19 protein-coding genes are annotated in these 20,495 nt (G+C 61.7%); 12 read left to right on the top strand and 7 right to left on the bottom strand.

The genetic code is table 11. From position 1 onward, the window contains the following. Positions 1-62: 62 nt before the first annotated feature. Genes HH303_RS09060 through HH303_RS09050 form a run of 3 tightly spaced genes read left to right on the top strand, consistent with a single transcriptional unit; the run spans position 63 to position 4,579 of the window. Positions 63-1,433 (top strand): glucose-6-phosphate isomerase, encoded by a 1,371-nt coding sequence (locus HH303_RS09060; protein ID WP_169624954.1) that lies wholly within the window; start codon positions 63-65, stop codon positions 1,431-1,433. Then, on the top strand, positions 1,430-3,313 hold the full coding sequence (gene mutL, locus HH303_RS09055; protein WP_169624952.1) for a DNA mismatch repair endonuclease MutL: 1,884 nt from the start codon (positions 1,430-1,432) through the stop codon (positions 3,311-3,313). The genes HH303_RS09060 and mutL overlap by 4 nt, the downstream gene beginning before the upstream one ends. 36 nt (positions 3,314-3,349) lie before the next feature. Further along, a complete protein-coding gene (locus HH303_RS09050) occupies positions 3,350-4,579 on the top strand; it encodes an MFS transporter (protein WP_319637365.1) in 1,230 nt (409 codons plus the stop codon). Between the two features lie 82 nt (positions 4,580-4,661). Here the strand turns inward: HH303_RS09050 and HH303_RS09045 are convergent, their stop codons facing one another. Further along, positions 4,662-5,453 (bottom strand): pyridoxine 5'-phosphate synthase, encoded by a 792-nt coding sequence (locus HH303_RS09045; protein WP_169624949.1) that lies wholly within the window; start codon positions 5,451-5,453, stop codon positions 4,662-4,664. A 162-nt stretch (positions 5,454-5,615) separates the two neighbouring features. Here HH303_RS09045 and HH303_RS09040 point away from each other — a divergent pair, with 162 nt between their 5' ends. Together HH303_RS09040 and HH303_RS09035 are read left to right on the top strand one after the other, a co-directional pair. Beyond that, positions 5,616-6,518, top strand: coding sequence for a DMT family transporter (locus HH303_RS09040; RefSeq protein WP_227421632.1), 903 nt, complete (start codon positions 5,616-5,618; stop codon positions 6,516-6,518). Positions 6,519-6,622: 104 nt separating this feature from the next. Continuing rightward, the gene (locus HH303_RS09035; protein WP_169624947.1) at positions 6,623-7,204 is read left to right on the top strand and encodes a HupE/UreJ family protein; all 582 of its coding nucleotides are present in this window, start codon (positions 6,623-6,625) and stop codon (positions 7,202-7,204) included. A 76-nt stretch (positions 7,205-7,280) separates the two neighbouring features. On the opposite strand, the gene HH303_RS09030 is transcribed toward HH303_RS09035, so the two are convergent. Next, the gene (locus HH303_RS09030; RefSeq protein WP_169624945.1) at positions 7,281-7,445 is read right to left on the bottom strand and encodes a YqaE/Pmp3 family membrane protein; all 165 of its coding nucleotides are present in this window, start codon (positions 7,443-7,445) and stop codon (positions 7,281-7,283) included. Between the two features lie 105 nt (positions 7,446-7,550). Here HH303_RS09030 and HH303_RS09025 point away from each other — a divergent pair, with 105 nt between their 5' ends. Continuing rightward, positions 7,551-8,102 carry a PAS domain-containing protein gene (locus tag HH303_RS09025; RefSeq protein WP_169624943.1) on the top strand — a complete coding sequence of 184 codons (552 nt, stop codon included), beginning with the start codon at positions 7,551-7,553 and terminating at the stop codon, positions 8,100-8,102. Between the two features lie 57 nt (positions 8,103-8,159). Here HH303_RS09025 and HH303_RS09020 read toward each other — a convergent pair whose 3' ends face one another. Together HH303_RS09020 and HH303_RS09015 are read right to left on the bottom strand one after the other, a co-directional pair. Then, positions 8,160-9,368 (bottom strand): pyridoxal phosphate-dependent aminotransferase, encoded by a 1,209-nt coding sequence (locus HH303_RS09020; RefSeq protein ID WP_169624942.1) that lies wholly within the window; start codon positions 9,366-9,368, stop codon positions 8,160-8,162. A gap of 132 nt (positions 9,369-9,500) precedes the next feature. Further along, positions 9,501-10,256, bottom strand: coding sequence for a substrate-binding periplasmic protein (locus HH303_RS09015; protein ID WP_169624940.1), 756 nt, complete (start codon positions 10,254-10,256; stop codon positions 9,501-9,503). A 213-nt stretch (positions 10,257-10,469) separates the two neighbouring features. On the opposite strand from HH303_RS09015, the gene HH303_RS09010 reads away from it, so the two are divergent. Further along, positions 10,470-12,578, top strand: coding sequence for a marine proteobacterial sortase target protein (locus HH303_RS09010; RefSeq protein WP_169624938.1), 2,109 nt, complete (start codon positions 10,470-10,472; stop codon positions 12,576-12,578). Further along, positions 12,575-13,252, top strand: coding sequence for a sortase domain-containing protein (locus tag HH303_RS09005; RefSeq protein WP_169624937.1), 678 nt, complete (start codon positions 12,575-12,577; stop codon positions 13,250-13,252). Before HH303_RS09010 ends, HH303_RS09005 begins: the two co-directional genes overlap by 4 nt. Here the strand turns inward: HH303_RS09005 and serB are convergent. Beyond that, positions 13,225-14,130 (bottom strand): phosphoserine phosphatase SerB, encoded by a 906-nt coding sequence (serB, locus tag HH303_RS09000; RefSeq protein ID WP_169624936.1) that lies wholly within the window; start codon positions 14,128-14,130, stop codon positions 13,225-13,227. The two genes, HH303_RS09005 and serB, sit on opposite strands and share 28 nt — an antisense overlap. Before the next feature lie 94 nt (positions 14,131-14,224). After that, positions 14,225-14,824, bottom strand: coding sequence for a hypothetical protein (locus HH303_RS08995; protein WP_169624935.1), 600 nt, complete (start codon positions 14,822-14,824; stop codon positions 14,225-14,227). 157 nt (positions 14,825-14,981) lie between these two features. On the opposite strand from HH303_RS08995, the gene miaA reads away from it, so the two are divergent. The 4 genes from miaA (at position 14,982) to HH303_RS08975 (ending at position 19,460) form a co-directional block, all read left to right on the top strand. After that, positions 14,982-15,938: a tRNA (adenosine(37)-N6)-dimethylallyltransferase MiaA gene (gene miaA / locus HH303_RS08990; protein ID WP_169624934.1), complete on the top strand. Its 957-nt coding sequence runs from the start codon at positions 14,982-14,984 to the stop codon at positions 15,936-15,938. Between the two features lie 338 nt (positions 15,939-16,276). Further along, a complete protein-coding gene (locus HH303_RS08985) occupies positions 16,277-18,043 on the top strand; it encodes an acetolactate synthase 3 large subunit (RefSeq protein WP_169624933.1) in 1,767 nt (588 codons plus the stop codon). Between the two features lie 36 nt (positions 18,044-18,079). Further along, complete coding sequence (ilvN, locus tag HH303_RS08980) at positions 18,080-18,646, top strand: acetolactate synthase small subunit (RefSeq protein WP_169624932.1); 567 nt, start codon at positions 18,080-18,082, stop codon at positions 18,644-18,646. Positions 18,647-18,773: 127 nt separating this feature from the next. Then, on the top strand, positions 18,774-19,460 hold the full coding sequence (locus HH303_RS08975) for a bifunctional transcriptional activator/DNA repair enzyme AdaA (protein WP_227421631.1): 687 nt from the start codon (positions 18,774-18,776) through the stop codon (positions 19,458-19,460). On the opposite strand, the gene HH303_RS08970 is transcribed toward HH303_RS08975, so the two are convergent. Further along, entirely contained in the window at positions 19,457-20,473 is a 1,017-nt protein-coding gene (locus HH303_RS08970) for an aspartate-semialdehyde dehydrogenase (RefSeq protein ID WP_169624931.1), read from the bottom strand. The genes HH303_RS08975 and HH303_RS08970 overlap by 4 nt on opposite strands. Positions 20,474-20,495 lie beyond the last annotated feature (22 nt).

Here is a 20,495-nt window from a genome sequence, read left to right as displayed (position 1 = left end):
GAGTTGCCAATCAAACTGGATGCGGGATGGACTGTAGCACAGTGCTTCGGTAAGAACACGGCATGCAAACAGCTTCCGGCCCCGACCGTTTCGACACCGACCCGACCCTATCCGCAACCCTCGGCTATACCCAGAATGTCGAGGATTGCCGCGCCGTGCGTATCGGCAGCGGCGGATTGGACGACGATTATCTGTCCGATCTGGTTCAGCGCAGCGGCGGCGCGCTGACGGATCTTAAAAAGGCCTACGATGCCGGGGCCATGCCGTTTTTGAACCTGCCGGAAGATCGGCAGGATCTGGAAATGCTGGAACCCATCGCCCGCCATTTTCAATCCCGCTTCGACGATGTGTTGATCCTGGGGACCGGGGGCTCGTCCCTGGGCTCACGCGCGCTTTACGAAATGGCGGATAAGGACGAAGACAAGGTCCGTGGCGCGCCCAAGCTGCACATCATCACCAACGTGGACCCCTTTGTCTGGGACCGCTTGATCCGGCGTTTGGATTACCGAACGACCGGGATTGTCGTGATCTCCAAATCCGGCGGTACCACGGAAACCATGATGCAGTTTCTGACGTTGCTGCCGGTCGTGCTGGAACGGTTGACGCCGGATGAACTGGCGCGGCACATCACCTTGATTACGGAACCGGGGGACAATCCCCTGCGTCGTCTGGGCGCGCGTTACGGCCTGCCGGTCCTGGATCACGACCCGAAGGTCGGGGGCCGCTATTCGGTGTTGAGCGTCGTCGGGATGCTGCCGACCATGATCGCCGGGTTGGATGCGGCGGATACGCGGAAGGGAGCGTCCCGCGTCCTGGACCATGCCTTCGCCTCCATCGACGATCCGTCGCGCTGTCCGGCGGCGGTCGGCGCGGCGATTTCCGTGGGGCTGACTGAAAAAAGAGGGGTCAGCGCGTCTGTCATGCTGGCTTATTCGGACCGGCTCGGCTCCCTGGCGCGTTGGTATCGTCAGCTCTGGGCCGAAAGCCTGGGCAAGGGCGGGCAGGGTACGACCCCGGTCTATGCCACCGGCCCGGTCGATCAGCACAGCCAGCTTCAGCTATGGCTCGACGGTCCGGCGGACAAGATGTTTACCGTCCTGGGCGGCCCGAACGACACGGACGGCTTGCCCATCGATCCGGCCCTGGCCGACGATCCGCGGTTGGCCTATATGGCGGGCCGCAGCATGGGTGATTTGATGGCGGCATCCCGCCGGGCGACGGCGGAAACGCTGGCGCGGCGCGGCCGTCCGGTGCGGCGAATCGACATGACCCGCATCGACGAAAGCGCCATGGGCGCGCTGATGATGCATTTCATGCTGGAAACCGTGATCGCCGCGCATTTGATGGGGGTCGATCCCTTCGACCAACCCGCCGTTGAGGAAGGCAAGGTCCTGATCCGCAAATATCTTGCGGATAGCGGAGACCCGGCATGAACTTGCGGGAAACGCAAGCGGACCCCAGGACGGCGCATATCCGGCGGTTGCCGGAAACTTTGGTAAACCAAATCGCGGCGGGGGAGGTCGTTGAACGACCGGCCAGCGCGGTCAAGGAATTGGTTGAAAACGCCCTGGATGCCGGGGCGACCCGCGTCGATGTGACAATCCGTGACGGCGGGCGGGCGTTGATATCCATCGCCGACAACGGACGCGGCATGACGCCGGACGATTTGCGGTTGGCCGTCGAACGGCACGCGACGTCCAAGCTGCCGGACGAGGACCTGTTCCATATCACGACGCTGGGCTTCCGGGGGGAGGCCTTGCCGTCCATCGGGTCGGTCAGCCGGATGGCGATCACCAGCCGCCCGCGCGACGCGGAAGAAGCCTGGCGCATCGAAATCGAAGGTGGGCGCATCGTCGATCCGAAACCCGCCGCCGGGGCGCAAGGCACTGTGGTGGAAGTGCGCGACCTGTTTTACAGCACCCCGGCGCGCCTGAAATTCCTGCGCAGCGCGCGGTCGGAAAGCGGCGCGGTGCAGGATGTCGTCACGCGGCTGGCCATGGCGCATCCGGATATCGGCTTTTCGCTGACGGACGACGGCCGGGAAAAACTCAAGTTGTCCGCCGATCAGGGCGAACTGCTGGACCTGCGCCTTGCCCGTCTGGGCGCGATCATGGGGCGGGAATTCCGGGAAAACGCGTTGCCCATCGATGCTGAACGGGAAGGGTTTCGCCTCACCGGTTATGCCGGGGTGCCGACGCTGAACCGGGGCAACGCGGCGATGCAATTCCTGTTCGTGAATGGCCGTCCGGTCCGCGACAAGCAGTTGATCGGTGCCGTTCGGGCTGCCTATCAGGATTTTCTGGCCAGGGATCGGCACCCGCTTCTGGCGCTGTTCCTGGAATGCGAACCGCGTGCGGTCGACGTCAATGTGCACCCGGCGAAGACGGAGGTGCGCTTCCGAGAACCGGGCATGGTGCGCGGCCTGATCGTCAGCGCGCTCAAACACGCACTGGCCGGGGCGGGACATCGTGCGTCGACCACCGTATCCATGCAGGCACTGGGATCGTTTCAGCCGGAAGGGGCGAACAGCCTGCCGCAGCAGACAAGCTTCACCGGCGGCTATGCGTATCGTCCATCCTATCCGCCGATATCGCGGCCATCGCCGGGCCTGTCCGCCGCCGCCTACGATTTTCAAGCCCCGCATACGCTGACGGGGGGATTTGAACCCGCCGCACCGTCCGGGATGGGGGAGACCGTCGATCCCGAAACCGGCGAAGTGTCGGACGCGCCGTCCTATCCGTTGGGCGCGGCGCGGGCGCAGTTGCATGCGACCTATATCGTCGCCCAGACCGATACCGGGATCGTTATCGTCGATCAGCATGCGGCGCATGAACGCCTCGTCTACGAACGGATGAAACAGGCGATGGATGCGGGCGGCGTGCCGCGTCAGGGGCTGTTGATCCCGGAAATCGTGGAATTGGACGAACGGGCTGCGGACCGTGTGCTGGAGCGGGCGGAAGAACTGGCGCAATTGGGGCTGGTGATCGAAAGTTTCGGCCCCGGCGCGGTCGCGGTGCGTGAAACGCCCGCGCTGCTGGGCAAGGTCGATGCGCCGGGCCTGATCCGCGATTTGGCGGACGAGTTGGAGGATCTGGGCGGCGCTTTCTCCTTGAAGGAAAAATTGGAGGAGGTGTGCGGCACCATGGCCTGCCACGGGTCGGTCCGTGCCGGGCGGCGGTTGAACACGGATGAAATGAATGCCCTGTTGCGCCAGATGGAAGCGACACCGCATTCCGGTCAGTGCAATCACGGTCGCCCGACCTATGTCGAATTGAAACTGGCGGATATCGAGAAGCTGTTCGGCCGCCGATAGGTCTGCCCGGCCTTAGGGCGTGCGGCTTCCGGCAAAATCGGTATAGTCCCGGCCAGTTTTTCCGTTTCTATCCTGCACGGCCTATCGCACATGACGTCATCCCGCCCGCTTCTGCCCCTTATTCTGGCAACGATCTTCAGCATCGTCGGTCTGGGCATGATCGTGCCCGTATTGCCGTTTCAGGTGGAGGCCCTGGGCGGAGAGAAGGGGCATGCCCCCTATATTTTTTCCGCCTTTTCCGCCGCCGCCGTGATCAGCACGCCCATCTGGGGCTGGCTGTCTGACCGGATCGGGCGCAAGCCGGTTCTGCTCGCCTCCGCCGGGTTGACGATGCTGTCCTATCTGTGGTTGGCGAATGTCGATACCTTGGTGGCGTTGTACGGTAGCCGCGTCCTGGCCGGTTTGGCGGCGGGATGGTTCGCGACCTCCGCCGCGTTCATCGCCGACGTGACGTCGGAACAGGATCGCGCGAAGGGCATGGGCTTCCTGGGCGCGAGCTTCGGCATCGGTTTCACCATCGGTCCGGCCTTGGGGGCCTGGGCCGTCGGACACGGGTCGGAGAATTTCGCGCTGCCCGCCTATGCGGCGGCGGGATGCGCGGTGATCTGCGTCCTGTTGACCCTGATCTGGGTTAAGGAACCGCAGCGCCATGTTCAGGACGCGACCGTGCGGTTCGCGACCAGTGTGCTGACCCACCCCGATATTTCGCGCCTGTTGGTGCTGCATTTCACGGTGCATATCGTCTTCACCGCGATGGAAGGCGTCTTCGCGATCTGGGCGGCCAGCCGTTTCGGACTCGGCGCGCGGGAGGTCGGCATGTTCCTGGCCTATTCCGGAATCGTGTCGGTGATCGTTCAGGGCGGGATCGTCCGGCGTCTTGTGCCGAAACTGGGTGAGGCGAAGACGGTGGGGCTGGCGGTCGGAACCCTGGCCCTGACCATGTTGACGCTGCTGATGGTCGACGCGCCGATCTGGATCCTGGTGCCGATGGGCCTATTGGCGCTGGGCATGGGATTGCATGGCCCGGCCATGCAGAGCCTGTTAAGTCAGGTCGCGCCTCCCTCGATGAAGGGGGGAACCCTGGGCAATGCGCAAAGCGCCCAGTCGCTGGCGCGTGTGCTGGGCCCTGCCTGGGGCGCGGCGGCCTTCACGGCGTTCGGCACGGAATCGCCCTTCCTGATCGGCTTCGCGGTGTTGGCGGGCGCTTTCGTCTTTGCCGTGATCCTGGTTCGGCGGTTTCCCAAAACGCGTCCGGCTCTTGCCTAAAACTCGACCAGTATTCGGCGGACGACCTTCTTTCGGCTCCACATCGGGGCGCTACGGGCGGTCGAATAGGTGAATGAGCCGGTCAGGCCGCCTCGCTACTCGCGCCTGCCGCCGGACGCAAGGCGTCCAGATACGCCTTAACCGCGCCATCGAGCCCCATCCATAACGCGTCGGACGTAAAGGCGTGACCGATGGATACCTCGTCGAGGCGGGGTAGGGCGCGTACCAGGGCGGGCAGATTTTCCGTCGTCAGGTCGTGCCCGGCATTGATCAGCAGGCCCGCGGCAACGGCCGCTTCCGCCGTTTTGACATACCGGGCCAGCACGGCATCGCGATCGCGCGTACTAAACGCATCCGCATAGGGACCGGTATAGAGTTCGACGCGGTCGGCGCCCAGATTGGCGGCCTTGCGCATCGCCGGTTCCGGGTCGTCCGTCGCGTTCATGAACAGCGATACCCGGCAGCCCAGGCCTTTCAGTGTGGCGATCACCTGGCGCAGGCGACCTTCTTCGGCAAAAACGTCCCAGCCATTGTCGGAGGTCGCGGCATCCGGCGAATCCGGGACGAGGGTCGCCTGATCTGGACGCGTCCGGTCGACGATCGACAGATAGTCGTCGAACGGATTGCCTTCGATATTGAATTCGACGCCTTTGGCCTTCCAGCGGTCTTCCCGCGCCAGGGCGGCCAGGGCTGTGACGTCCGTCTTGCGGATGTGGCGTTCGTCGGGGCGCGGATGCACCGTCAGGCCATGGGCGCCCGCTTCCAGTACCGTCCGTCCCGCCAGAACGGGATCGGGATAGCCGACATGCCGCTGATTACGCAGCAGCGCAACCTTGTTCAGGTTGATCGACAGTTTCGTATCTTGCCGTTTCATAACACGGCTTCCTTTCGTCAGAACTCTCAATTGGCCTTAACATATTGGCTGTGACCATCATTCCGACAGGGCCATTTTGATAAAAAGTCTCAGGACCGATATTCCGCCGTGGTTGAGCGAATTTTCCTGTTCAAGTGTTACGGGATGCCGGATAAGCATCCTATGGTTCTGTCCGACAATATCCGCGGTGCCGCCCTGATGGCGATCAGCATGGCCGCTTTCGTGTCGAACGATACGCTGGTGAAGCTCGTATCGTCGGATTTGGGGCTGTTTCAGATTCTCTTTCTGCGCGGGATTATGGCGACTGCCGCCCTGATCGTGATCGCCCATTTTCGGGGGCAGCTTTTCGTCTCTCTGGAACGTCGGGATATCGGCGTTATGGCCCTGCGTCTGATTGGGGAAATCGGCGCGACGATGAGTTTCCTGACAGCCTTGTTCAACATGCCGTTGGCCAATGTGACGGCGATCCTCCAGGCTCTGCCGCTGGCGGTAACCTTGGGCGCCGCGGTCTTCCTGCGGGAAAGCGTCGGTTGGCGTCGCTTGTCGGCGATCGCGATCGGTTTCACCGGTGTGCTGATCATCGTGCGGCCGGGCACGGAAGGGTTCAACAGTTTCGCGACCTTCGCCTTGCTGTCAGTGGGGTTCGTTGTTCTGCGCGATCTGTCGACCCGTCGGTTGGGAAGCAAGGTTCCATCGATTTTCGCAGCGCTGATGACATCGATCGCGGTGACGACCATCGGGGCGTTGGCGGTGCCGTTCAGCGATTGGCACCCCGTTCAGGCGCCTCAATTGACAGCCCTGGCAGGATCGACGGTGTTTCTTGTCATTGGGTATCTGTCCAGTGTGATGACGATGCGGGTCGGGGAAATCGCCTTTGTCGCCCCGTTCCGATACACCGCGATGATTTGGGCCATTCTGTTGGGATTCCTGGTTTTCGGGCAGTTCCCGGACAATTGGACCCTGCTGGGCAGCGCCGTCGTCATTGCGATGGGATTGTATTCCTTCTATCGCGAACGGGTCCGCCACCGCCTGATTGTTGCGCCGCGTCATGCGCGAATGCCGTAAATTTTTACATTTTTTTTTGCAGTGCGGGAGATTGCAAGAGGAGGAAACTGCGGTAATCTGCCTGCAATGGATTCATCCCGACAAAACCTGAAAGCAGGGGCCTCATGACCAAACTTCGCAATTATGCTCCCATCGCCGCCATCCTTCTCGCCGCGACGCCGGCTTTCGCGCATACCGGCGCGACCGGTGCGACCGGTCTGGGAACCGGTTTCGGTCACCCGATGGGGGGCGCCGATCACCTGCTGGCGATGATTGCCGTCGGTATCCTGGCCGCACAGCAGGGCGGCCGTGCGCTGTACCTGCTGCCGTTGGCTTTCGTCGGCATGATGATTGTCGGGGCCGCCGCCTCCATCGGCGGCATACCGCTGCCTTTCGTGGAAGTCGGCATTGTCGGGTCCGTCATTCTGCTGGGCTTCGTCATCGCCCTGGGCCGTCATATGCCGGTCGCCGCGTCGGCGTTGCTGGTCGGTGCGCTGGCGGTCTTCCACGGGCATGCCCACGGTACGGAAATGCCGTTGAGCGTCAGCGGCCTGGAATATGGTCTTGGCTTCGTCGCCGCGACGGCGCTGCTGCATGTCGCGGGCATCGCCCTGACCCGTATGGTGTCCGTGCTGGGCAGCGAAACCATGCTGCGCTTCGGCGGGGCGGGCATCGCCACGGCCGGTCTGGCGCTGGCCGTCGCCTGATCGCGCGTAACGGAATAACGGAAAGGGGCGTGCCGGTTTCCTGGCACGCCCCTTTTTAATTTCCGGTCGAAAAACGTCAGGCGTTCTTGCGCAGAACCAGCCAAAGCGCGTGCACGACGCCGGGCAGGAAACCCAGAATGGTCAAAAGGATGTTCAGCCAGAAGTGAACGCCGATACCGACCGTCAGAAAGGCGGCGAGCGGCGGAATGAAAAGGGCGATGATGATGCGAATGATGTCCATGTGGTTTCTCTCCGATACCCTGCTGTAACCTTAATCGTCATTGCGATCTTGATAACCGCTAGATTGCACTGGCAACCCCTCCGATAAAATACATATCATGGAACCATGTTCTCCGCCGATCTGAACTTCATCGTCGCGCGCGACAGCGATCCGACAAAGATTCCTGCTGATGCGATGAGCCGGAAGATGCCGGTTTCCCTTGATTTTCAGGAGGCAATGACACTTGGCGGCTTCACGAAGGCGCATGAAACGGTCATGGCCATGGCAGATGACGGCGTGGTCGACTGGTCACGATTCGACATCACATCCTTTGCCTATTGGATGCCCGCGATCGCCACGTTGGACCGAATCGAGACGGAGGCCGGGGAGCCGGATTTCGTTTATCGCTTTGTCGGGGAAAGCATCAACACGATCGCGAAACGGAGCCTTAGGGGCATCAGTCTGCGTCAGGTCTTGGTAGGCCCGGCGATGAATTGGATCCTGACGGAATATGAAACGACCCTGAAGGAAGGCCACCCTCGGGCCAGTACCGGGCAGGTCACGATTTCCGATATGAATTGGGTGCGCTATCTACGCTTTCTATACCCGGTTCGAACGGCGACGGGCGTCGATCGGATTTTGCTGTTCATGCTGTACGATACATCGCTGCCCGCATGAAAAAGGGGGCGGCGGCAGATACCGTCTCCCCCTTTCGAAACTAGGGTAGGCTATGCCTTAGCTTAGCGCACCGCAGGCCGCCTGAATCCGGCGGCAGGCCTCTTCCAGCGCTTCCGTCGAAGTGGCGTAGGAGATACGGAAATACGGCGACAGGCCGAAGGCCGCCCCATGCACCGCGGCGACACCCTTGTCTTCCAGCAGATAGGTCACGAAATCCTCATCCGTTTCGATGACCTTGCCCGCCGGTGTCTTCTTCCCGATCACGCCTTTGCAGGACGGATAGACGTAGAACGCCCCTTCCGGTGTCGCACAGGTCAGGCCGGACGCCTGGTTCAGCATCCCGACGACGAGATCGCGACGTTCCTTGAAGATCGCATTGTGCTTCGCGATGAAGCTGTGGTCGCCGTCCAGCGCCGCGACGGCCGCCCACTGGACGAAGGTCGTCGGCGAGGTCGTCGACTGCGAGTTCAGCATGTTCATCGCCTTGATCAAATCGGCGTTCCCGGCGGCATAACCGATGCGCCAGCCCGTCATGCAATAGGCTTTCGACAGGCCGTTCAGCGTCAGCGTCCGGTCGTAAAGGCGCGGTTCCACCTGGGCGATGGTCGTGAACTTGAAGTCGTCATAGGTAATGAATTCGTACATGTCGTCGGTCATGACATGGACATGGTCGTTCCCCGGTTCCAGCAGCACGTCCGCCAAGGCCTTCAGGTCGGCCTCGGTATAGGCCGCGCCGGTCGGGTTGGACGGGCTGTTCAGCATCAGCCATTTCGTTTTCGGCGTAATCGCCTTGCGCAATTGATCCGGCTGCAGCTTGAAGCCGCTTTCGACCGGGCAGTCGATGACGACCGGGACGCCTTCCATCAGCGCCGCGATTTCCGTGTAGCTGACCCAGTAGGGCGCCGGAATGATGACTTCATCGCCGGGATTTACCGTCGCCATCAGGGCATTGAAGATCGTCTGCTTGCCGCCGCCGCCGACGGAAATCTGGGCGGGCGTGTAATCCAGGCCGTTGTCGCGCTTCAGCTTACGGCAGATGGCTTCGCGCAGTTGCGGGATACCGGCGGGCGGCGCATAGCGCGTTTTGCCGTCGGCAATCGCCTTATAGACGGCTTCCTTGATGTGTTCCGGGGTCTCGAAATCCGGCTCGCCGGCGCCGAGACCGATCACGTCCTGTCCCGCCGCTTTCAGTTCGTTCGCCTTGGTGGTCACGGCAACGGTCGCTGAGGGTTTGATGCGTTTCAGACGGTCGGCAAGGAAAGCCATGGATTTTCTCCTGATGAATCCTGCATGGGGTTTGGCGGATGCGCGCAACCTACGCCCATGTGCGGTGCACCGCAACATGCTCTATGCCGGTTTTTCGGTGAAAACGGGCCGTCCCACGCTCCAAAGACGGTGTTATGGATAGACCGCGTAGAATTCCTTCGTCAGGCGTGAAATTGTCCCGTCCCGACGCAGGGAATCCAAGGTCGCGTTGAACTTCTCGATCCATTCCTGGGCGTTCGGTGTCGACTTGGAAATCATCAGATAGTTCGAACTGGAAGAATTGGTCAGGCGTCGAACCTTGAACCAAGCACCGTTCTTGACCGATTTCGCTGCGGCCGTTCCCAACAGCCGGTCAATCGACACGGCATCGACGCGGGTCTGATACAGCAGTTGGAAGCACCCGACCAACGTGGTTTCGTTATAGACCTTCAACTGGCCGGCATCCGCGATTTTTTTCAGGTAATTGTCGATCGTCCAGCCTTTTGGCACACACAGCGTCCGGCCGATCAGGTCTTCCGGTTCCTCCAATTGCAGGGCGATCTGATAATTGATGAAGATATGCGGGCGCACGGAAAACAGCTTTTCGGAATATAGGAATTCCTCCACCCGGTCGGCGGTTTTGATATAGGGGAAGGTCGCCAGATATTTGCCGTCCCGCGTTCCCGCATAACCATCGTCCCAGGAGGCGAAGGTCACATTCGCGGGTTGTCCCATGCGCTCAAAGGCGGCTTTCACGATGATGGTGGAAATGCCGCCGCCGGGAATTCGCTCATCCGTATACGGAAAGTAATTGTTTCCAGTGACCAGTTCGACGGCCCTTGTCGGGCCGGAGGATGCAAGCAAAACGAAACCAAGTGCGATGATTGAACTTAGTAAACGCGTAATCATGTCATGCCCCCCAAAGGCTATGAGAATATCAGGCAAGTATAAACCAGCGCGGTCCCGGCGCTAGCACTTTGAGCGCGCGTGGACGGTAACAGGCTCCGTTGCCCTTGTTTTGCCGTAAATCTTCCCTGGGAACGCCGTGTCCCGCCCGTCTGTCCGCCGCTATCCAGCGTCATACCGGTTAAATCCGAGAGACCAAGCGAGGAGGCCGGTCCCATGCAGGTAACCACATTTTCCTATCAGACCCGACATTACCGGGCGCATCGCGACAGAAAGGTGGTTCGCGGCGCGGTTTTGCTCTGCGTGGCCGTCTTCGTCCTGTCCGGGTTCCTGGCCTTGAGCGGGCGGGCGCGGGCGGAATTGCCGGACACCCGTTACGACGGGTTGTTCCTGCGACCGATGAACGATCCGGACGCGGCCATGACCTCCGCGCCGCGCCTGACCCAAACGGTCAATGTCGACATTTCCGGCATCGTTGCGCGCGGTCGGGTCGAACAGGTCTTCACGAATGATAAGGAAAGCTGGGTCGAAGGCAGCTATCGCTTCCCCCTGCCCGAAGGGGCGGCGGTCGACAAATTGCAGATCAAGATCGGCGACCGTGTCGTCGAAGGCGCCATCAAGGAACGTGAACAGGCCAAAAAGGACTATGAGGCCGCCCGAGAGGCCGGTCAGACGGCGGCCTTGCTGGATGAGGACCGACCGAACATGTTCAGTCTGGCACTGACGAATATTGCCCCGAACGAGGCGATCACGGTCACTTTGGAATATCAGTCGACCGTTGTCAGGGATGGGGACGATTTCGAATACCGTATGCCTCTGGTGGTCGCCCCGCGGTACCTGCCGGATGAACCCCTGGCGTCGGTGGACCATCCGTCCATGCGGGCGGCCTTGGCGAAGCGGTTGGAAAATGCCGCGCGGCTGAACTTCCCCATCGATCCGACGCGGGGCAGCAACCCGACAGAGTTGGAAATCGACCTGGACGCCGGGGCGGATTTGGCGACGCTGGAAAGCCCGAGCCACGATCTGGTCGTATCGCGTGATGGTCGGAAATACCGGATCGGCCTGCGTATGGGAATGGAATCGGCCGACCGCGACATGGTCCTGCGCTGGCGCACGGAACGGTCGGAAGAAACCGGCATGACCCTGTTCCACGAGAACCGCGACGGGACGGATTATCTCCTCGCGTCCATTCAGCCGCCGGAAGCGGACACCATCAAGGAACTGTCCCAGCCACGCGACGTCACCTTCGTCATCGATATTTCAGGGTCGATGCATGGGGACTCTCTCGACGCGGCAAAGCGTGCGCTGATCGGGGCGTTGGGCGGGTTGAAGCCGACGGATCGGTTCGACGTCATCGCCTTTTCCGACCAGTATTATCGCCTTTTCGGCGAGTCCCGTCCGGCCAATGAAACCAGCGTCGAAACCGCAGTGCGCTTCGTCGGCAGTCTGGAAAGCGAGGGCGGCACGGAAATGGCGGACCCGCTGAAGGCTGCGCTGGCGGAGAAGGGAGTGGAAGGCTGGCTGCGCCAGATTGTGTTTCTGACCGACGGGCTGGTCGGGAACGAGGCCGACCTGTTTCGCATGATCGAGGCCAATCTGGGCCATGCCCGCGTGTTTACCGTCGGACTCGGTTCCGCCCCGAACGGCTGGTTCATGCGCAAGGCGGCGGAGGTCGGCGCCGGTCAATCCGTGATGATCGCCAACGGCAAGGAAGCCGAACGTCGCATGGCGGAATTTTATCATGAAATCGAAACGCCGGTGGCGGTCGACCTACGGCTGACGGATGGGGCCGGGCGGTTGCCCGAAACCTATCCCACGCGGATCCCCGACCTTTATGGTGCCCGTGCGGTGATGGTGCCGATGGCGATGGAAAAATGGGACGGCACGCTGACCCTAAAGGGCACGATGGACGGCAAGCCCTTTACGGTCACTGCCGGGCCGGAAGATATCCATGAAGCCGGCGGCATCGCGAAGCTGTGGGCGGAAGGGAAGGTCGAATCCATCCTGGACGATATGCGTCGCGGCGTGTTGAGCGAGGACGAGGCCCGGATGGCCGTCCTGGATGTCGCGCTGCCCAACAGCCTCGCCACGCGGTTTACCAGCTTCGTTGCGATCGACAAGCCCGTGCGGCGTCCGTCTGATGCCGATCTGGGCGGCGGGGCGGTGCCCTCGAATCTGCCGGACGGCATGTCGCTGGCGGCGATCCGTGGCCCGGCCGGCGCGGCGGGATGGCCGGGTATGTTGCTGATCGGGTTCGTTCTGATCGGTGGATCGGTCGGCCTGATCTTTTTGAGCCGCCATTCAACCATGAGGACCCGGCGATGAGCAGTCTGACCTATGAAGAGGCTGGTCCGAAAACGCGGATCGGACGGTTGTCCCGTCGTCGGGCGGTGGTCTTTGCGTCCGGGATGCTGGCCGCGGTCGGTCTGTGGCAGATCGGCGAGACGGGTATGATCCTGGGCAAGGCGTGGCTGGCCCCGATCCTGATCGAGGATGCCTGGACCGCACGGCGGGAGGCCGCGATCTCTGCCGACGGGGAAGTTGCCGGGGCCTATAAGCCCTGGCCCTGGGCGGATACGGAACCGGTCGCGCGTCTGGTGTTTCCACGTCAGGGCGTGTCCCGGATTGCTTTATCCGGGGCGACGGGCCGCAACATGGCTTTCGGCCCGACCCTGTCGGAAAATGCACCGCTGCCCGCCTTCTTCGGGCATCGGGATACGCATTTTGCGCTCCTGGCCGGGATCGCGGCGGGCGACCCGATCCTGTGGGAACATCCGGACGGAACGGTACGGGAATATCGGGTCAGCGAAACCGCGGTCATGCGGAAGGACCGCATTCAGGTCCCGGTCGGCGATCAAACCGACCGGATCGTTCTTGTCACCTGCTATCCCTTCGATGCGCTGACAGCGGGTGGGGACGACCGTTTCGTCGTCCTGGCCGAGGCGGTGCCGCCGGAAATCGCGATGGCCGGTCAGGAAACGAAGTCTTCCGAGCCGTAACCCTGATAGAAGGCGAGCGTCGTCATATCGGTGAATTCGATGCGGAAACGCGCTTCCCGCCGGACGATCGGTTTCGGATAGAACCCGATGCCCAACCCGGCGGCTTTCAACATATCCAGATCGTTCGCACCGTCACCGATGGCAGCGGCCCGGGACAGGTCCACGCTCTGCCGCTCGCATAATGCGCTCAGGATTTCCAGCTTGGTCGGACGGCCGACGATCGGACCGGTCAGGCCGCCGGTGAACAATCCGTTATCGTCGATTTCAAGGGTGTTCGCCGCATGCTGCTGGAAGCCCAGCGCTTTGTGCACCACTTCCGTCGTGAAGGTGAACCCGCCGGAGACCAGCGCGCAGAGGCACCCGTTCGCGGCCATGGTTTTGACCGCCGTTTCCGCGCCGGAGGTGTGAACCACCTGATCCATCACTTTGGCCATCGCGGGCGCGGCCTCAAACCCTTTCAGCAGGTCGACGCGGGCGCGCAGGCTTTCGACGAAATCCATTTCCCCGGCCATGGACCGGGTGGTGATTTCCGCGACTTCTTCTCCGATCCCCAATTCAGCAGCCATCGTGTCCAGGGTTTCGATCTGGATCATGGTCGAATCCATATCCGCCACAAGCACCCGCTTGCGCCGGTTTTCGGCGGGTTGGACCGCGCGGTCGATCCGGTCCAACCCGGTCGAGGCATCCAGCGCATGGGCGATGCGGTCGGCATCGGCGCCGTTGCAGTGGAATTCCGCCGCCCGGCCGTGGGCGAGCCAGCGGATTTCGTCGGAAGGTTTGGCCCAGGTCAGATGCGCGGCTTCCTTGGCGGCGTCGATATGATCCTGGGTCAGGGCGGTCGTGTCGCCATCGGCGACGAGTGTGATGACTGTCAGCATGGAAAGCCGGGTATCCCAGCCGCGCCGCGACGGCAAGTGTCAATATGATGACGGGCGGCTAGGCGTGATGATGATGGCATAAAGACGTGCGGCCTTAGACGCCGAACATACCGCCGTTCGGGTCTTCCGGGTCGGTTGGTAAATCGAGGTCCAGAATATTGTCCAGAATATTGCTAACCGGTTCGACCGCTGCCGCGCTTGTGCCGGTCGCCACCTGATCCGGCGGTTCCGGCGGTGGTGCCGGGAGGATTTGGTCGAGGTCCGGCCCGTCCGGCCAGTCGATGAGGGCGAAGGCCGACAGTTCGTCCGAAAATTCATCCGACGGCATCAGGCTGGCCAAGCCACCCGCCGGAATTACCGGCCCATCCAGCGGGTCCGGTCCGATTTCCGGGATTGGCGGCAGGCTTCCGAGATATTCGACAATGCCCGGTTCCAGCAGGGATTCCAGGTCGTCCGCGGTCGGCACATCGGGGACCACGCCGCTGGTCAGCGGACCGTTGACCGCCTGTTCCAGCGTTGCGCCCTCCGGCGCGGGCAGATCCAATGAATCATCCGGAACGGCGCGGATCGGCTGGGCGACCGACCCGAAACTGCCGACGTCGGAAGCGCCGAAACCGGCGTCGCCTGTGGCGGCCTCGGGCGGCGTCACGTCCGTATCTGTCGACTTCGCATCGTCCATAATCATCTCAAGCATCAAATTCAAAAATCAATCGCTGCCCGTAGCCTATGGCATGATTCCAAGCGAAGGGAATGGTACCCTGGCTGGCCGGGCGCCGATCTTCATACCGGCATACAGTCTAACATAGTGTTTACGCCTTGCGGAACCATAGCGGGTTTCCTATCGGTTGAACATGACCCTATCAGCTTCGCCCTCTCCGTGCCTTGTGATCTTCGGCCCGACCGCGTCGGGAAAGTCCGATCTGGCGCTTGCGCTTGCGGATCGATACCGGGGAACGATCATCAACGCCGATTCCATGCAGATATACAAAGACCTGCGCCTGTTGACGGCCCGCCCGTCCGTGGCGGACGAGGCCGCGCAACCGCATCGGCTATACGGCGTTCTGGATGGGGATCAGGTATGTTCCGCCGCCGATTGGCGGGCATTGGCACTGACCGAAATAGAGGCGGCACTGGCGGCAGGCCGGGTGCCGATCCTGTGCGGCGGAACCGGGTTTTACCTGAAAGCGATGGTCGAAGGCCTGTCCCCGATGCCGGAAATCCCGCCGGATCTGCGCGCCGATGTTCGCGCACGGGTGGAGGCCTTGCCGGGCGCGGAGGCTTGGGACTGGCTGCAACGTATCGATCCGGTCGCGGCGGCGCGGATCGAACCGATGGATAAGCAGCGGATCAGCCGTGCGCTGGAAATGTTCGAAGCGACCGGCCGCCCGATGACCGATTGGCAGGCGCAGCCGTTGAGCGGCCCGCCGCCGGGCCTGTCGTTTACGACCTTCGCCCTGAATCCGCCGCGCGACGTCCTGCGGTCCCGCTGCGACCTGCGTTTCGATATGATGATGGAACGGGGGGCGCTGGAGGAGGTCGAGACCCTTCTGACCCGGAACCTTCCGTCGGACCGACCTTTAATGCGCGCGGTCGGGGTGCCGGAACTCGCGGCCCATATCCGGGGCGAATTGTCGCGCGACGAAGCCGTGACCCGCGCGAAAGCGGCCACGCGGCAATATGCAAAACGCCAATCCACATGGCTTAAAAATCAGATAATTACAAGTTTTTCAAAAAATGAGCAATTTTCGAAAAGATCAGAAGGTGATTTTTTTGCATTTATTGAAGAAAACGGGTTGATTAAGGTTTGATCGCCTCCTATTGTGCGCTGCACGCAACGGGATGATGGTATTCTGGTAATGATATCCTGGCGCGACGCTGGCGACCCTGGCAATGACGACGCTTCCGGCGCGATGGCGGTGAAAACCGCGACGACAGACCGGCCGACGACCCGCACGGGGTATTGCTGAAACGGGGAAAGGGCCCACCGTTCGATCCAGGATCGGGCGGGGTGGAGCCTTCTGACTCCGTCTGAAGTACGAGTAAGTGTTACAGGAATGAAATCCGGAAGCCCGACGTGGAAGGACCCGAAGCGGATGGATGGGCCCGGCGAGCAAATAGGCAATTTGGAAAAGGACGAAAGAAAGCGATGTCTACCCAACAACTGACCGGCGCGGAAATGGTGATCAAAGCCTTGGCGGATCAGGGGGTAGAGGTCGTATTCGGCTATCCTGGCGGCGCGGTACTACCGATTTACGACGCGCTGTTCAAACAAAACCGAATTCGCCACATCCTGGTCCGGCACGAACAGGGCGCCGTGCATGCGGCGGAAGGCTATGCCCGGTCGACCGGCAAGCCGGGCGTCGTGCTGGTGACATCCGGCCCTGGGGCGACCAACGCGGTGACGGGCCTGACCGACGCACTGCTGGATTCCATTCCGATCATCTGCCTGACGGGTCAGGTGCCGACGCATCTGATCGGCAATGACGCGTTCCAGGAATGCGACACGACCGGGATCACGCGGCCCTGCACGAAGCACAATTATCTGGTCAAGGACGTGAACAAGGTTTCCAAGACCATTCACGAGGCCTTTTATATCGCGACCAGCGGCCGTCCCGGCCCGGTGGTGATCGACCTGCCGAAGGATGTGCAATTTGCGTCCGGCACCTATGAAATGCCGAAGCAGGTTGCGCATAAAACCTACAAGCCGGTGGTGAAGCCGGACCGTGCGCGGATCGAGGCGGCGGTGGACCTGCTGCTGTCCGCGAAGCGTCCGATCATCTATGCCGGGGGCGGGATCATCAATTCGGGCCCGAACGCGGCGAAGCTGCTGGGTGAGTTCACCCGGATGACCAATTTCCCGATCACGTTGACGCTGATGGGGCTGGGCGCATTTCCGGCCAACGAACCGCAATATCTGGGCATGTTGGGCATGCATGGGACGTATGAGGCCAACTGGGCGATGCATGACTGCGATGTCATGCTGGCCATCGGGTCGCGCTTTGACGATCGGATCACCGGGCGGGTCGATGCGTTCTCCCCGAATTCGACGAAGATTCACATCGATATCGACGCGTCCTCCATCAACAAGAATATCCGCGTCGACCTGCCGATCGTCGGTGATGCCGGTTTCGCGCTGGAAGACCTGATCAAGGTCTATAAGGCGCGCCAGAAGAAGCCGGATGCGGCGGCGCTGGATCGCTGGTGGAAGCAGATCGACGAATGGCGCGCGGTGAAATGCCTGGACTTCAAGACCGACGGCAAGATCATCAAACCGCAGCAAGCGATCCGCCGTCTGTATGAAAAGACCGTGGCGTCGGGCCGCGAGACCTTCATCACGACGGAGGTCGGCCAGCATCAGATGTGGGCGGCCCAGCATTTCGACTTCCAGAAGCCGAACCGTTGGATGACCTCGGGCGGCCTGGGCACCATGGGGTATGGTCTGCCGGCGGCGGTCGGGACGCAACTGGGCAACCCCGACGGTCTGGTCATCGACATTGCGGGTGAGGCGTCGATCCTGATGAATATTCAGGAACTGTCGACGGCGGTTCAATATCGCCTGCCGGTGAAGGTGTTCATCCTGAACAACGAATATATGGGCATGGTCCGCCAGTGGCAGGAACTGCTGCATGGCGGGCGTTATTCGGAAAGCTATTCGGAAGCCCTGCCGGACTTCGTCAAGCTGGCGGATGCCTATGGCCTGAAGGGGCTGCGGGCGGAAAATCCGGGGCAGTTGGATGATGTGATCGACGAAATGCTGGCTCATGACGGGCCGGTCCTGGCCGATATTCTGGTCGACAAGAAAGAGAACTGCTTCCCCATGATCCCGTCGGGCGCGGCGCATAACGATATGCTGCTGGGCCCGGTCGAGGAAGGCGAGGAAGCGATCGGCGCCGCCGGTAAGGTTCTGGTGTAAGGGTAGAGTAGCGATATGCCGGAAGGAAGATTCGACATGGCAAAGACGGGTACGGTGGGTCAGCCGGGGGCGGCCTATACTTTCGTGAAGGGCGACGAAACGGTGCGGCGGCATACATTCGCCGTCATCGTGGACAACGAACCGGGCGTTCTGGCGCGGGTCATCGGCCTGTTTTCGGGCCGCGGCTACAATATCGAAAGCCTGACCGTCTCCACCGTTACGGAAGACGAAAGCGTCAGCCGCATCAATATCGTGACCACGGGCACGGAAATGATCATCGAACAGATCAAGGCGCAGTTGGAACGCCTGATCCCGATCCACAACGTGCACGACCTGACCCTGGACGGCGCGCATGTGGAGGTCGAACTGGCCCTGGTGAAGGTCCGCGCGAAGGAACATAATCGCCGCGAATCCCTGCGCATCGCCGATATTTTCGGCGCGAAAGTGGCGGATACGACGCTGGAAAGCTTCGTCTTTCAGATCGAGGGCACGACCGACAAGGTCGACAGCTTCATCGAACTGATGCGCGCCCTGGGCGACACGGAAATCGCCCGCTCCGGCGTCATCGCCATCGCACGCGGCAGCAACATCGTCTCCGTCTGAGTTTCGCGGAGAGGGGAGTTGGGAAAGGCGCGGAAGCTTCGGCTTCCGCGCCTTTTCTCTTTTCAGACCGTCGCCGGTTTCGGACTCCGTCCTCTGAAAACGCTATCGGCGCCGCATCGGAAGGGCGATGATGGGCGGCGAACTGAAACGGATGGATTTGACGATGTGCACGACGACACACGACCCGGCCCCTTTGTCGGTCGAGGAATGCGAACGCGCGCGATTGGCGCGGGACCCGGCCTATGATGGGCGGTTCTTTACCTGTGTGCAGACGACGGGGATTTATTGTCGTCCGATCTGCCCGGCGCGACCGCCGAAGCCGGAGAACGTAACCTACTGTACGACAGCAGCAGCGGCGGAGTTGTCGGGATATCGGCCCTGCCTGCGCTGCCGCCCTGAAACCGCGCCTTTCTCGCCCGCCTGGAACGGGTCGCAAACGACGGTCGCCCGTGCTCTGCGGCTGATTGAGGACGGGGCATTGGACGGGCCGGGCGCGTCCGTGGACGGGCTGGCGGATCGTCTGGGCGTCGGGGCGCGGCAATTGTCGCGTCTGTTTCGGAAGCATGCAGGCGCAACGCCCTTACAGGTCGCGCGGACGGTCCGGGTCCAGCGGGCGAAGCGTCTGTTGGACGATACCGACCTGTCGATGACGGAAATCGCGGATCAGGCCGGATTCGGCAGCCTGCGCCGTTTCAATACGGTCTTCGCGGAGGTCTATCACCGCCCGCCGAGCGACTATCGAAATCGCAAAAGAAAAGGGCGCGGCAGCCCGACCGGCCACCGCGCCCTCAATCCCGAACCCTTGCGGGTTTAGACTAGGCCGTCCTGGATCATGCGTTCGGCGATTTGAACCGTGTTCAGCGCCGCGCCCTTGCGCAGGTTGTCGGACACGACCCACATGGAAATGCCGTTTTCCACCGTCGCGTCGTCGCGGATGCGCGAGACGTAGACGGCGTCTTCCCCGGCGCATTCCTGCGGCGTGACATAGCCTTCATCGGCACGATGGTCGACGACGATGATGCCTTCCGCCTTTTGCAGCGCCTTGCGGACCTCGGCGGCACCGATATCGCGTTCGAATTCGACATTCACGGATTCGGCGTGACCGATGAAGACCGGCACGCGGACGCAGGTCGCGTTCACCTTGATCTTCGGATCGAGGATCTTCTTGGTTTCGACGACCATCTTCCATTCTTCCTTGGTCGAGCCGTCATCCATGAAGACGTCGATATGCGGAATGACGTTGAAGGCGATCTGCTTCGTGAACTTGTGACGTTCCATGGCGTCGTTCACGAAGACGGAGCGGGTCTGGTTGAACAGCTCGTCCATGCCTTCGCGTCCGGCGCCCGATACGGACTGATAGGTCGATACGACGACGCGCTTGATGATGCCCAGATCGTGCAGCGGTTTCAGTGCCACGACCATCTGAATGGTGGAGCAGTTGGGATTCGCGATGATGTTCTTCTTGCCGAAGTCCTTCAGCGCGTCCGGGTTCACTTCCGGCACGACCAGCGGCACATCCGGGTCCATGCGGAAATGGGAGGTGTTATCGACCACGACGGCCCCGGCCTTACCGGCCTTCGGCGAATATTCCGCACTGACCTTCGCGCCCGGCGACGACAGGACGAAATCGGTGCCCTTGAAATCGTAGTGTTTCAGCGCCTGAACCTTCAGCACATCGTCGTCGCCATAGGAAACTTCCTTGCCGACCGACGATTCTGACGCCAGCGCGACAACCTGATCGGCGGGGAAATTGCGTTCCGCCATGATCCGCAGGATTTCGCGCCCGACATTCCCCGTCGCGCCGACGACTGCAACCTTGTAACCCATTTTTCCTTATCCCTTTCTCGTG

This window comes from Pacificispira spongiicola (genome assembly GCF_012926505.1).
Lineage (GTDB): Bacteria > Pseudomonadota > Alphaproteobacteria > UBA8366 > Aestuariispiraceae > Pacificispira > Pacificispira spongiicola.
The sequence above is the reverse complement of the archived record's forward strand: the minus strand, read 5'-3'. Positions and strand labels throughout refer to the sequence as shown.

Coding starts and splice junctions, on each gene's coding strand:
- ilvN (WP_169624932.1), top strand. CDS start 18,080: ATGGCAAAGACGGGTACGGTGGGTCAGCCGGGGGCGGCCTATACTTTC.
- HH303_RS09020 (WP_169624942.1), bottom strand. CDS start 9,368: ATGGCTTTCCTTGCCGACCGTCTGAAACGCATCAAACCCTCAGCGACC.
- HH303_RS09060 (WP_169624954.1), top strand. CDS start 63: ATGCAAACAGCTTCCGGCCCCGACCGTTTCGACACCGACCCGACCCTA.
- HH303_RS08975 (WP_227421631.1), top strand. CDS start 18,774: ATGATGGGCGGCGAACTGAAACGGATGGATTTGACGATGTGCACGACG.
- HH303_RS09025 (WP_169624943.1), top strand. CDS start 7,551: ATGTTCTCCGCCGATCTGAACTTCATCGTCGCGCGCGACAGCGATCCG.
- HH303_RS08995 (WP_169624935.1), bottom strand. CDS start 14,824: ATGCTTGAGATGATTATGGACGATGCGAAGTCGACAGATACGGACGTG.
- HH303_RS08985 (WP_169624933.1), top strand. CDS start 16,277: ATGTCTACCCAACAACTGACCGGCGCGGAAATGGTGATCAAAGCCTTG.
- HH303_RS09045 (WP_169624949.1), bottom strand. CDS start 5,453: ATGAAACGGCAAGATACGAAACTGTCGATCAACCTGAACAAGGTTGCG.
- HH303_RS09035 (WP_169624947.1), top strand. CDS start 6,623: ATGACCAAACTTCGCAATTATGCTCCCATCGCCGCCATCCTTCTCGCC.
- mutL (WP_169624952.1), top strand. CDS start 1,430: ATGAACTTGCGGGAAACGCAAGCGGACCCCAGGACGGCGCATATCCGG.
- HH303_RS08970 (WP_169624931.1), bottom strand. CDS start 20,473: ATGGGTTACAAGGTTGCAGTCGTCGGCGCGACGGGGAATGTCGGGCGC.
- HH303_RS09040 (WP_227421632.1), top strand. CDS start 5,616: ATGGTTCTGTCCGACAATATCCGCGGTGCCGCCCTGATGGCGATCAGC.
- HH303_RS09015 (WP_169624940.1), bottom strand. CDS start 10,256: ATGATTACGCGTTTACTAAGTTCAATCATCGCACTTGGTTTCGTTTTG.
- HH303_RS09005 (WP_169624937.1), top strand. CDS start 12,575: ATGAGCAGTCTGACCTATGAAGAGGCTGGTCCGAAAACGCGGATCGGA.
- HH303_RS09030 (WP_169624945.1), bottom strand. CDS start 7,445: ATGGACATCATTCGCATCATCATCGCCCTTTTCATTCCGCCGCTCGCC.
- miaA (WP_169624934.1), top strand. CDS start 14,982: ATGACCCTATCAGCTTCGCCCTCTCCGTGCCTTGTGATCTTCGGCCCG.
- serB (WP_169624936.1), bottom strand. CDS start 14,130: ATGCTGACAGTCATCACACTCGTCGCCGATGGCGACACGACCGCCCTG.
- HH303_RS09010 (WP_169624938.1), top strand. CDS start 10,470: ATGCAGGTAACCACATTTTCCTATCAGACCCGACATTACCGGGCGCAT.